Source organism: Cecembia lonarensis LW9 (assembly GCF_000298295.1).
In the GTDB taxonomy this organism is placed as follows: Bacteria; Bacteroidota; Bacteroidia; order Cytophagales; family Cyclobacteriaceae; genus Cecembia; species Cecembia lonarensis.
Window position 1 is genome coordinate 1 of record NZ_AMGM01000097.1, and the last position, 13,077, is coordinate 13,077.

The 13,077-nt window shown below is 41.8% G+C and carries 11 protein-coding genes; 3 read left to right on the plus strand and 8 right to left on the minus strand.

What is annotated here, in order from left to right; genetic code table 11:
• Nucleotides 1-1,228: class II fumarate hydratase (fumC, locus tag B879_RS18175; RefSeq protein ID WP_040401127.1), on the plus strand; the 1,228-nt coding region annotated here is incomplete at its 5' end.
• 20 nt (nucleotides 1,229-1,248) lie between these two features.
• Nucleotides 1,249-1,569: a seryl-tRNA synthetase gene (locus B879_RS18180; protein WP_009186679.1), complete on the plus strand. Its 321-nt coding sequence runs from the start codon at nucleotides 1,249-1,251 to the stop codon at nucleotides 1,567-1,569.
• Nucleotides 1,570-1,575: 6 nt separating this feature from the next.
• Here B879_RS18180 and B879_RS18185 read toward each other — a convergent pair whose 3' ends face one another.
• Together B879_RS18185 and B879_RS18190 are read right to left on the minus strand one after the other, a co-directional pair.
• Nucleotides 1,576-2,535 carry a sugar phosphate isomerase/epimerase family protein gene (locus B879_RS18185; RefSeq protein ID WP_009186680.1) on the minus strand — a complete coding sequence of 320 codons (960 nt, stop codon included), beginning with the start codon at nucleotides 2,533-2,535 and terminating at the stop codon, nucleotides 1,576-1,578.
• Between the two features lie 71 nt (nucleotides 2,536-2,606).
• Nucleotides 2,607-3,047: a hypothetical protein gene (locus B879_RS18190; RefSeq protein ID WP_009186681.1), complete on the minus strand. Its 441-nt coding sequence runs from the start codon at nucleotides 3,045-3,047 to the stop codon at nucleotides 2,607-2,609.
• Between the two features lie 70 nt (nucleotides 3,048-3,117).
• Here B879_RS18190 and B879_RS18195 point away from each other — a divergent pair, with 70 nt between their 5' ends.
• A complete protein-coding gene (locus B879_RS18195) occupies nucleotides 3,118-4,791 on the plus strand; it encodes an amidase (RefSeq protein WP_009186682.1) in 1,674 nt (557 codons plus the stop codon).
• A gap of 50 nt (nucleotides 4,792-4,841) precedes the next feature.
• On the opposite strand, the gene B879_RS18200 is transcribed toward B879_RS18195, so the two are convergent.
• From B879_RS18200 to B879_RS18225, 6 genes are all read right to left on the minus strand, one after another.
• Nucleotides 4,842-5,483, minus strand: coding sequence for a hypothetical protein (locus B879_RS18200; RefSeq protein WP_009186683.1), 642 nt, complete (start codon nucleotides 5,481-5,483; stop codon nucleotides 4,842-4,844).
• Nucleotides 5,484-5,643: 160 nt separating this feature from the next.
• Nucleotides 5,644-6,285, minus strand: a complete 642-nt coding sequence (locus tag B879_RS18205; RefSeq protein ID WP_009186684.1) for a hypothetical protein — start codon at nucleotides 6,283-6,285, stop codon at nucleotides 5,644-5,646.
• 784 nt (nucleotides 6,286-7,069) lie between these two features.
• Nucleotides 7,070-7,510 carry a carboxypeptidase-like regulatory domain-containing protein gene (locus tag B879_RS18210; protein ID WP_009186685.1) on the minus strand — a complete coding sequence of 147 codons (441 nt, stop codon included), beginning with the start codon at nucleotides 7,508-7,510 and terminating at the stop codon, nucleotides 7,070-7,072.
• Nucleotides 7,510-10,005 (minus strand): TonB-dependent receptor plug domain-containing protein, encoded by a 2,496-nt coding sequence (locus B879_RS18215; protein WP_009186686.1) that lies wholly within the window; start codon nucleotides 10,003-10,005, stop codon nucleotides 7,510-7,512. Before B879_RS18215 ends, B879_RS18210 begins: the two co-directional genes overlap by 1 nt.
• A gap of 95 nt (nucleotides 10,006-10,100) precedes the next feature.
• A complete protein-coding gene (locus B879_RS18220) occupies nucleotides 10,101-12,326 on the minus strand; it encodes a hypothetical protein (RefSeq protein WP_009186687.1) in 2,226 nt (741 codons plus the stop codon).
• A gap of 86 nt (nucleotides 12,327-12,412) precedes the next feature.
• A partial coding sequence (locus B879_RS18225) for a GMC family oxidoreductase (protein WP_040401128.1) occupies nucleotides 12,413-13,077 on the minus strand: 665 nt, incomplete at its 5' end.

Below are 13,077 nucleotides of genomic sequence, written 5' to 3' on the forward strand. Positions count from 1 at the left end.
GACCAATGCAGAATTGGGCGTTTTGGATCAGGAAAAAGCGGATATCATTGCCAAGGTTTGTGATGAGATTCTGACAGGTCAGCATGATGACCAATTCCCATTGGTGGTATGGCAGACCGGTTCGGGAACCCAGTCTAACATGAACAGCAATGAAGTCATTGCTTATCGGGCCCATGTGTTGTTAGGTGGATCCTTGGAGGACGCCAAGAAAAAAATCCATCCCAATGACGACGTGAACAAATCCCAGTCCTCCAATGATACTTTCCCTACTGCCATGCACATTGCTGCTTATAAAATGGTGATGGAAACAACCATCCCGGGAGTAGAAAAATTAAGGGATACGCTGAAAGCAAAGTCTAAGGCTTTTATGGATGTGGTGAAAATCGGAAGGACCCACTTTATGGATGCCACCCCTTTGACTTTGGGACAGGAGTTTTCTGGGTATGTAGCCCAGTTGGATCATGGACTTAAAGCGTTAAGAAACACCCTGCCGCATCTTGCTGAACTGGCATTGGGAGGTACCGCGGTAGGAACTGGATTGAATACCCCAAAAGGCTATGCAGAATTGGTGGCCAAGAAAATTGCTCAATTTTCTGGACAACCAATGGTAACAGCACCCAATAAATTTGAAGCCTTAGCAGCCCATGATGCCATTGTGGAATCCCACGGGGCTTTGAAGCAATTGGCAGTAAGCTTGATGAAGATTGCCAATGATATCCGTATGCTCTCTTCCGGACCAAGATCAGGTATCGGGGAAATTCTTATCCCAGAAAATGAACCGGGTTCTTCTATCATGCCAGGTAAGGTAAACCCAACCCAGGTAGAAGCAATCACCATGGTAGCTGCACAGGTAATGGGCAATGACGTGGCCATTTCAGTAGGCGGTTCAAATGGCCATTTTGAATTGAATGTTTTCAAACCCATGATGATTACCAATTTCCTTCAATCCGCCAGATTGATAGGTGATGCCTGCGTCTCTTTCAACGACAATTGTGCAATCGGCATCGAACCCAATACGCCATTTATCAAGCGTCACTTGGAGAATTCTCTGATGTTGGTAACGGCACTGAATCCTCATATCGGTTATGAAAATGCCGCGGCCATTGCCAAGAAAGCACACAAAGAAGGCACCTCCCTTAGAGAAGCAGCTTTGGCATTAGGTTTGTTGACCAATGATCAGTTTGACCAGTGGGTAAGGCCTGAGGATATGATCGGTAGTTTGAAGTAGAAACCAAATTTTAAAACCATATGAAAAAAACATTTTTGAACCTTGCCTTGGTATCAGCCATGTTCCTTGCAGGAAGCCATCAGGCAATGGCCAATGAGCGGCCAGCAAAAGAAGAAAAAGTATTTACCGAATCTGAACTTGAAAGGTTCAAAGAGGTTGAATCCAGAATCATGGAAATCAAGGAAATGAACTTTTCCGAGATGAGCAGAGAAGAAAAAAAGGATATCAGGACAGAATTAAAAGCGCTCCAGAAAGAAGCAAAGCAGAACCGTGGCAGTGGACTATATATTTCCACGGGTGCTTTGATCATCATTGTCATCCTTTTGATTATTCTATTATAATTCCCATTAAAGTTTTAAACCTGAAAGGTGCTCAAAACTATTTTGAAGTGCTTTTTCAGGTTCTGGGGTCAGGTCTTTCTCCAAAAAGAAATGCTTGACCCCTGCTTTTTTGGCCGTTGCCAATATTTTTTCCAGATCGAGCACGCCCGCACCCGCATCTGCCAAATAGGGGAATAATCCCATCCATTCTCCCATATTGCCTCCATCTCCTGCAAAAGTTTTCAGCTCTCTCATATCCTTTACATGTAGGGATATAAATCTGCTTGGATTAGCTTCGAGAATTTGAACAGGGTCAACTTTAGCCGCTGTAAACCAAAAAACATCCAGTTGCATTTTGACATTTTCAGGATCGGTATTTTCCAAAATCATTTGAAAAGGAACTTCTCCCTCCATAGGAGCATGGCCATAACCATGATTGTGGTAAAAGAATGTCAAACCATGCATCTTGGCATTGGCACCTACTTCATTGAAAATATCAATGGTTCTTTTATAGTCATCCAGGCTTTGTCGCATCTCGTCGGGAATCATCGCAATTCCTACATATTTATGACCCACAATATGGGCAGCTTCTGCTACCGCTTCCATATTTTCCTGCAAGGTTGGGAGATCAATATGGATAGATGGTGCAGTTAAGCCATATTTGTCCAGCATACTTCTGAGCGCTTTAGAAGAATGTCCAAAATATCCACTACCGGAAAAACCCAAGGCAGTAGCAGCCACCTTCCAACCTTCCTTGGCAGCGGGGGTACTGAAATCATAAGGTCCAAAAAACTCCAATTCTTTATATCCTGTCTCTGCTATCAATTTTAGAGTCCCTTCAAAATCCTCAGATAGTGACTTGGGCAAAGTGAAAAGAGCCACCCCGAAATTGGTGTTTCCCATAATATTGGCAATTGAAAGATGAGGGATAAGACCTAAGCCTACGGTGGTCAAACTCAATTGATGTATAAACTGCCTTCTTTTCATTATTACTGCGGGTTTTGAATAATTATTGGCAGTTTAAATAATATGTGATTTATACACAATGAAAAGTAGGCTTATTTTTCAATGGTCTCTATATATTTTTTTACTTCTATGGCCCTTATACTGATAACAGACAAGGGGATTAGCCATAACAATTGATTGAATACCAATTGAAATATGGTTCTTTTATTCCATCCCAATTCAGGAATAAACGCAATGAGAAACCAAAAGGACAAAACCAAACTTCCAAGAATTCCTGCCCAAGTCAGATACCTCCAACTGATGGGGTAGAAAGCACTCAGGAAGACCAAAAAGGCAGAGACCATACCCATACCTCCAAACCAATTGCTCTGCATGGCTCCTGTCCAAGTGCTGTCCATAGATAACCACCTTAAAAAATCCTCTCCAAAATATTTGAAAAATGCAGCCCAAGCGATATTGTACATTCCTGTAAGCAATAGGAGTCCTCTCATCTGCATAGGAAAAGTTGGTGTAATGCCGTTTTTGTCGCTCATAAGAAATTTATATCTTCCGTGGTTTAACTAAAATCAGATCCTAGGGTTCACTATTCAAATACAAAACTACATGATGCTATTCAAAAACAAGTCAAAGCTGGGATTATTTATCCTTGGGGCAGGCTTACTCTCTATTGGTTTTATCGCTGGAAAAAAAGCGGGGGAAATTACCCCTGCTGCCATTTCAGGAGCAGAAAGCCTGATCGGAATTGAATTCAGTCAGGCAGAAAAGGACAGTATGATTCAGAACCTTACCAATCACCGCAACAGTTTTGAGCGGATGAGAGAGCAAAAAATAGAAAATGCCATTTCGCCTGCCCTGTACTTCAACCCTTTGCCTCATGGGTTTACACCATCTCAAACCCAAGCTCCTTTTGACTGGGGATTACCTGAAAAGGTAAACTTACCCGAAAAGGAAAATGATATCGCTTTTCTTCCTGTATCAGCCTTATCCGTTTTAATTAAAAACAAACAGATCAGCTCAGAAAGATTGACCACAATTTATTTGGATAGAATTAAAAAATATGCCGATACGCTACAATGTCTCATCACATTGATGGAAGAGGAGGCCCTAATGCAAGCGAGAAAAATGGATGCGGAGTTGGCAGCTGGAAATTACAGGGGGCCATTGCACGGCATTCCTTATGGGATTAAAGACCTCTTGGCTGTCAAGGGAACCAAGACTACTTGGGGGGCCACGCCTTACAAAGATCAGGTGATTGAGGAAACGGCGACCGTGGTAGAAAAACTGGAAGCAGCAGGAGGGGTATTGGTAGGTAAATTCACATTAGGCGCTTTGGCCATGGGAGATGTTTGGTATGGAGGGGTAACCAAAAACCCATGGAATTTAGAACAGGGATCCAGTGGCTCATCTGCCGGCTCGGGTTCTGCAGTCAGTGCAGGCTTGGTTCCATTCGCCATCGGCACAGAAACATTAGGAAGCATTGTTTCACCCTCCACCCGCAATGGAGTAACCGGCTTAAGGCCCACCTTCGGTAGGGTCAGCCGTCATGGTGCCATGGCCCTGAGTTGGAGCATGGATAAGATAGGTCCGATGTCCAGGTCAGCTTTGGACAATGCCATTGTGCTTTCCGTCATTCATGGTTTTGATCCAAGAGATAAAAGCACCATTGCTGCTGCATTTAATTATGATGCCAAAAAATCCTACAAGGAACTTAAAGTAGGTTATTTTGCGCCCTTTTTTGAAGGAGATAGGGCAAGTGAATTTGACAAAAAGGTTTTGGAAGACCTAAAAGCGATGGGTGTTGAGTTACATCCTGTAACACTTCAAACCTCTGTGGATGTTTCCTCCATGTTGATCTCTTTGTATGTAGAAGGGGCTGCGGCTTTTGATGAAATGACCCGGTTGGATTTAGATGAGCTGCTGGTAGCCCAACACCGCAATGCCTGGCCTAACTTATTCCGCTCCTCCCGCTTTATCCCTGCGGTTGAATACATTCAGGCCAACAGGTTCCGGAATATTCTCATTGAGGAAATGCATGCCCTCTTTTCTGACTATGATGTGATTGTAACCCCTTCCTTTGGTGGCAATCAATTGCAGGTCACCAACCTTACTGGCCATCCTGCCCTCTGCATGCCCAGTGGATTTCTGGAAAACGGAAGTCCGGTATCCATTACCTTCCTGGCCAACTTATTCGATGAAGAAAAATTGATCCAATTGGGTAGGGCTTACCAGGCACATACAGACTGGCAAGACAAAAGGCCTCCTCTGTTTGATCAGTAATTGCTAATCACAGAGAAGGCCTTAGCCAATCATCAAAATAACTTAAAGAATTAGCGGCCTAATACTCCTTCAACCAACATCCTTTCCAAAACTGCTTGTGAAAAGTCTGAAGAAAACCTTTCCAAAGACCTTGGGTTTAGGGTCTTGGACTGTGCTGACCACACCAGTAATTCAGAAGCCGTATCGTACACGTTGATTTCCATAAAATACTTACGGTCATTGACAATATGACCTGGGGTCATCATCATCCCGTGATTCCAGCCCCAAAAACCGCCGAAATGATTCATTCCCCAAGCACCCGGACCTATCATCGGTCCTGCCATCATCATATTTCCCGGTATATAGCGCTGTTCATTTTGCACATCAATCAAGGATACCGTCATGATGGCATCTTTTTGATTTTGCTTTACCACTTCAATCATGGAATTTTTATCCAAATCTGTGCTAGTCCAAAAACTGGGACGAATGGTAGCATTACTGGTCGTAGAATTGATCCCTATTCTACTTAATTTGGTTTGAATATCGGTTTCAATTTCCTGACGTTTGGCAACATCACTCAAGACTACCGCAACAAATAGATTATTATAGCCATAATTGTTTTTATCAGGACCAACCCAAGACCTCGTTATTCTTGTAGAGGGTGAACATGCCGAAATCACCAAGAACGCCGCAAAAACCATAAACTTTTTCATAGCATCATACTGTTAAACGGTTAAACTTCTAAAACAAATTATTCCTTCATACGGATTTCAGAATATTTGTTATCAGTTTTTGTCCTGTTTTAACAATAATTTACTATCACTTTCGGGCACTAAAAAAGCTGAAAATTCTTGGTAGAGGTTGGTTTGATAATTAGCTGCCGATAACACCTTCTTCGAACATTCTTTCCAATACAATCTCAGCAAATTCTTTTGAGGCTTTTTCCAGAGATCTTGGATTAATTGTTTTGGATTGGGCTGACCAAACTAAAAGTTCAGAGGCTATATCATAAACATTGATTTCAACAAAATATTTTCTATCATTGACCACATGACCTGGGGTCATCATCATGCCATGGTTCATGCCCCAAAAACCCCCAAAATTACCCATTCCCCAAGCACCCGGTCCCATCATAGGTCCTCCCATCATCATGTGTCCCGGAATATAGCGTTGCTCATTTTGCACATCAATTAAAGATATGGTCATAATGGCATCCTTATCACTTTGTTTGACCACATTGACCATGGCGCCTTTTGTCAGATCTGTGCTGGTCCAAAAATTGGGCTGAATGGTGGCATTGCTCACAGTAGAAGAAACACCTACTCTTTGCAGTTTACTTTGAATATCATTTTCGATGACCTGGCGCAACGTGATGTCACTTAAGACCACGGCAACGAACATATTGTTGTACCCGTAAGTGCTTTTTTCAGGACTACTCCAGGATCGCGTAATCTTTGTTGCGGGAGAACATGCAGTAAAAACCAAGACTACCAGGACGGCAAAATACTTTTTCATAGAAATTAGAAATTAAGAGGGAATAGAAAACAAAGTTTAATCTTTTTCAAGATAGACAAAATAAAGTTAAAACCTTTTTGCAAATATTTGTCCATTATTGTCAAACTGATTCAAAGAGACCGGAAATTGTTTCCTTTTTTTAAGGCATGACAAATTCAAATTTATGTAATATTTTTCTATCCCGAATTCGGGACAAATTGTGTTTAAAAAATTATTTGCCACATAGGAGGAGCGACATAGAAAACATAGCAGGGCAGCAGCAAACCTTTGTTTTTAAAATCAAACGGTTGATCCAGGGAAAACTATGTTTACTATGTTTCTCCTCCTATGTGATTTATAAAAAACTACCACAAATATCCCTCTGCGGTAGAGAGGGATGAAGCTTCAATGACTGTCATTTCTTTTTCTGAACATTTTCCTAAATGTTGAAATCTACCGTTGACAGAACTTCACGCCCGTCACCCTGACGAAGGAAAAGCCTGCCCCGATGCTTTCGGGGGATCTCCCAAAATATGGGGGATCCTTCATCCTTCCCGTTTAGCGGGACAGGCTGTTCCTCGGATTACCATTGACAGATTACACTAACCGTCACCCTGAGTGTAGCGAAAGCCTGCCCCGATACTTTCGGGGGGTCTCCTATTTTATGGGAGATCCTTCTCCGCCTGTGGCGGATCAGGATGACGGTGGGGAATGTCATTACCTTTCTGTAAATGCCAAATTTTAAAAACTCAGAATGACGTACATTTCTCTCATTGACTACTTGGATTTTTATAATCAAACGGAATCAAATCCCCGATTTTTTCCCATTGATGCTGTTACCCAAGAACAGTTCCTCAAAAATTTTTAAATTCCTAAACCATTCCCTGTCTCTTTTGTCCTGCACCTTTGCTTCTTCCAGATCAATGGGCTCTTGAAGAATCCGAAACTCATAAGACTCCCTGAGTTCCTGCGTGGAAAAAGGGAATTTAAATGTCTGGTAACCCATAAAGCTGATCACCAGTTCGTAATTCCCCGCAGGAATTGGGATTTCAAAAACACCGTTTCTATCTGTAATATCTCCGAAAGTAGAATTATTGATAAACACCGTTGCAAATTCTACCGGCTGAAAAGTTTCTGCGTCCACTACCCTCCCTTTCATCACGTATTGCGCATAGGTGGAAGGAAAATCTAAGAAGCTTAAGACCAACAAGAAGAAAAAAGAAATTTGAAAATTTTTGGTGTTCATTAATCAGAAACTTTAAAGGTATAATGGGCTTTAACCGCTTCCCCTTTAACGGATAGTCCTTCCAAACTTACCCTTACATCCGGACTCCCTTCCGTCAACCGAAACTCAATAAAGGCTTTACCCCTAGGGTCGGTCTGTACCATGGGCTGCCAATAAATCGTGGAGCGGAAATCCAGAGCAAATGGGGCATTGATTTCCGGTACAGCAGGAGGGGTATAAAACTCACGGATTGGAGCATAACCTTGGGAAACAATCGTGGCATTCCCCAAAACATCCACTTCTGACCAATCCCTATTGGGATTGCCCCCTTTGGTTAGGATATTGACTACTCCACCTGCCCCGTCAGCTCCAAAAACAGATGATTTGCTCAAACTCCTTAGAATATCTATTCGCTCAATCTCCGGCACTGGAAGGTTCATCGCCCATAGAGGATCTACTGGCATGCCATCAATGAAAATCCTGGCACCCTGAAGACCGGAGCCACCTATTTGACCACCACGCATCAATATAGCTGGCGGATTTACAAAATCAAAAACATTCCCTACTACATTTACCCCAGGAAACCTTCCCCTTATTAGCTGATAAATATTCTGAAAACCATAAAACTCATCGGTGACAACCATACTCAACTCCGGATTATTGTTATATTGAATGGCCCTGTTATCCGGAAAAGGTTCACTTCTTCTTCCTCTAATGGTCACTTCTCCAAGCTCAAGCTCTCTGCCTCGACGGTATTGTTCAATTATATCCCTGGCTTCCTTGACTGTAACAATATAATCATCAAAATCTCTGTATTGATCACCTGTAGGCAATCCAACCAGACTTGCCATTCTCGGCTCAGGAATCTCCTTTTCAAATATTTCCAGATCATTTCGTTTTACTTCCCTTTTTCTACCTCTCCTTCGCTCAATTTCTAAATGGGCCTGCAAATAGATACCAACAGTATCTTGAAAATCCATTCCTATAAAGGTGAAATTACCTAAAGAATCTGTCTGCCCTTCATAAATAATCGGGCCTCCATAGAAATGCTGCACCAACATGGTCAATTGATGTACCTCATCCACTGGCTTGTCATTGGCTCTAAAAACCCTTCCACTCAGGGATAAACCTGACTCGACCAAGTACTTGGGATCATCACTCATTTTGGATAAATTTTCCCAACTAAATCTCCTCCAACCTTGGGTAAGCAATAGGTTATCCAGATATTTGATCGCATGAGGATTCTCTTGATTGAAATAATAACCCGGGTTTTCTATGACGCCCTTTAGCTCTGAGACCAGGTTCAAATAGGAAACTATGTCTTCAGCATGGTCCAAATGCATTACCTGATAAGCATCCGTGACTGAAACCGAAAAATTTCCCATTACAGGAGACCCAAATTCATCCATCACCTCTATATCCATCCGGACCCTATCTTTTGCGCTGTAAGTTGATTTTTCGGTTATGAAATTGGCCTTTCCCTGAGCAAAAGGAAGCAAGTAAACGATCCTTTCTGCCAATAGACGGGTTTCCTCATCCAAAAGAGTAAAAGTGTGGATACCGGGGAGAAAATCATCTTGAAACAGTTCAAATTCATGAATTTTTTTTGAAGCATCGAAATCGATCCTGTGGACTATCTTATCTCTGGATTGTATCAATAAATGTAATTGCTGGGAAGGAAAGCGGATATTGTGCTGCACATTAATTTTAACCAGATCTTCATCCGAATAGGTATCAATCGCTAAGACTATCCCCTCTTCCTGAATGTTGGTCAGACTAAGTTTTTTGGAAACCTGCTCAGAGGACCTGGCTACTACTTCGTAGGTTTCTCCCTGCTTAGGCATGAATTCAAAAGAACCCATCCCCATATATTCAGATTCAAACCTAAGCACGGTATCCTGTTTGCTATTGAGAATATACCCTAATATGTCTTTTCCTTTTCCTCTTGCATTGGTCGCTTTAAACCCTACCATACTGCTGATTCCATTGACCAAATATCCCCCTTCCGGAAAAAAGTTTAACCTTAAATCAGGTTGACTTTCCTCAAAAGTCCAACCATCTCCCAGTTCACCAACCCATAAATTCTTCTCAAAAAACACCTCTTCTCCAAAATTCCGCATCCATTCTGTGTAAGCCCTTAAAGTATAGACACCAGGTGTCAGATTCCTAGGCAATACAATATCTCCTTGCCCTAGACCATCCTCCAATTTAATAATGATACGTGAAACATAGGGTAGGGCCCTTTGCTGCAACAATTCAACATAAAGTGGAACCGAAGTTGTTTTCGCCGAATTCTCCTCGCCCAGATCCATTAGACCATATGCCTTGATCCAGATTGTATCATTAAGAAAGTAATGTGGCTTATCCGTATGCAGGTAAATTTTTTCAAAAGGATAAGTTTTATGATAAGCTTCTATATTCTCTACCAACCTGTCAATAGGGTTTTGGGCAAAAGAAATGGCCAGTGGCAATACCAACATGGCCACGAATAAAAAAGAAGTTTTTTTTACATTCATGAGGATTTATAGTAGCTTCTTATAAGCTTACGAAATATTTTACCATTAAGTTAAAAGAAGCTACATTTTTTCATGTTAAATTAATTATTTGAGACTCATTTCATTTTTTTCAATACATGGTACTTCTCGCCATTTTCATCTAAACCCTCATAGCTTACTGAGATTATAGATTCCAGATCTATTGTAATACTTAATGCATTGTCCTCGTCTTTGCTTAAAGGATGAAATACCGATGAACCAATCAGTCTATTTGGGGCATAAGCTGGGAAACTCTGATATCCCTTTAGGGTTAATTTTGAAGGATCATATTCATTAATTGTTTCAGATTGTTTGCTGTAGAACATGATAGGTCCGCCTTGAAATACCTCCACCTCTTCAACACTCCTGGCACTGTAATTATCTATCAATGTAGCTGGAGTCAATCTCATCCCATCCCAATAAATCGCAAGCCCATCAGCAGTCCTGTAACCTCCAGTAGGAGTAGAAACCAATTTAACCCCCATATTTTCTGTAAGTTTCAAAGGATGCGGATGACGGGTCAGGCTGTCATCTACTTTTTTTCTTTTACCTCCCTGATTTCCAAACATCCTACTGGACCTATACCTATGATCATAGTTTCTCTTATCCACCTCCAGGGTGAATTCCTCCAGTTCATAATCTATCAAGGTATTATTGGGGATTTTTACCAAAGCCTGCTGATTCAAAAGACCTGAAAGATCATCCTCCTCTTTTGTGGATGGAAAAAGAACCCTTTGTGGCAAGACTTCCTTTCTACTACCATGCTGTTGATTCAAAAGTTGCAACTCAAAACCCCTGACTTTTTTGTCAGGAATACTGAAATGAAATAAAGCACTGTCCATAAAATTGAGGTGAAGTACCTCCATGATACCCTCTTCATCTGTCTCTCCTTCGCCTACAAAACCAGGCAAAGCCTCAGAAAAATATTCCACCTGCTGATTGGCAAGGGGAGTGTTTTTTCTTTGATTTCTGAATTGAACAGCATAGGATATCCCTACATCGTAGCTGGAAGTACTGGTTTTTTTATTCTCCGGCAAATCCAAATGAGACCTGTCTATGGTAATCAGGGTTTGGTCCAATAGTTCCGATCTATCAGTGATATCATAACCTTTGGGCACATACATATCACTCAAAAACATCGACCTGAGCTCCAAAAAATCTCCCAGAGAATACATGGAGTCATCTGATTCTGCATAAGAAAACCTCAATACACCAAATGAAATAGTAGTGGGCAAATCATCAGGAAAATTTACCTCCACCCCACTTTCACTTAAATCCACACCCATTTCCCATGCTTTCTTTTCTTCTTCGATAAAAAACAGCCTTTTGACGAGTATTTGACCTGCCTGGTCATGTACCTGAAGTTGATGGACTCCTTTTTCCAAAATCCCGTAAGGAACATTCACAGTGAGGCTACCTTCGCCTAATTGGTATTGATTCAAGACAAGAGGAGATTGAAAATTAAAAATGAAAACTGTCAGGCTGTCATCAGGCGCGACTTCATTGCTCTGAATTTCAAAAACTATCCTTTCAGCTGACTTGATATTTGCCAGCTTACATGTAGTCCCTTTTTCCTGTATTTCGGGTAAGGGAAACTTTTTCCCTTCCCATTGATTTTCCTTTAAGTAGTACGATTCACCGGTTTTTGGCTGAAAAGGAATCTTGGTCAGCCCCCATGCATTGGTTTCGAAATAGCCGGCCTTCTCTCCATTTTGAGTGAAAATCTCTCCTTGGGTGGAAACACCTCTCCCAGAAGCATCGGAAGCTTTGATCACAAGAAACCCATCCATCTTTCCAATCAGCTTTCCTCCTTCCGGAAATACTTCAAGTAGGATACTTTCGCTATCCTTTGATGGGAATTTACCTGTCTTATCAAGTACTGTAAACCCTTTAAAAAAAGCAGCACTAAGGTCTTTCATTACATCGGAATATGCCATCAGAATATAATTGCCCGGAGCCAGACTAAAATCTATCAGACCATGGGCGATGCCGTTTTCCAACCTGAATTTTGCTGACTGAAGCACTTCTCCCTCTAAGGAAAGAATTTCTACATGCAGGCCTATACTTAGATCCGAAATCCTATGGTCAAAGCTGCTTACCGTGACTCCGTGAAAAAGGATCTGGTCTTCTTCCAAAAAAATATCCCTCTCAAGACTGAGATATACTTTTTCAAGATTGACACGCTGACGTGATGCATAAAAACCCTCCAGATAGGCATCTAGTGATTGTGCTTCTACCCTTGAAATATTCCATAGGAGAAGTGAAAAAATAAACCTTGAAAAAAAACTAAGTTTGAAAGGCATTTTTCATTACATTCTAATAAAATTAAGTTAATAAAAAAGCCCGACAGACCTAGTCTATCGGGCTTTAAATATTTCCATTTTTGATTTTACCCCATATTCTTCATCGCATGGTGTGCTGCCCTGGCGGCAAAGGCCATGTAGGTCAAGGATGGGTTTTGGGTAGCTGTTGAAGTCATGCTGGCACCATCAGTGACGTACACATTCGGTACGGCATGCAATTGGTGGTTGGCATTGAGCAAGGAGGTTTGCGGATCTCTGCCCATGCGAACGCCGCCCATTTCGTGGATATCCAATCCAGGTGCTCTGCGGTCATCACGGGTTTGGATATTGGTGAAGCCTGCCTTTTCAAACATCTCCGTCATCTGCTCCAAATAATCCTTGACCATCTTCTCGTCATTGTCATCATAGTCCACGTTAACCCTGAGCAAAGGGATACCCCACTCGTCTTTTTGGTTTGGATCCAAAGCGACATAATTGCTCTCTTTGGGAATGGTTTCCCCCATCATGTGCGAACCCACTCTCCATGGGCCGTATTTATCTGGGTTGAGCAAACTTTCTTTCAAGTCCATACCGATACCGCTCTGATCGGAATAGCTTCCTCTGTTGGCAGAAAATCCGGCAGCATAACCTCTAAGGAAATCGGTTTCTTGCTTAAAAACATTTCTAAACCTGGGGAAGTATCCCGATGTCGGTCTTCCCCCTTGGGTGGTGTATTCCAGATGGCCATGATATTCAGCAGAAATCCCCGCCC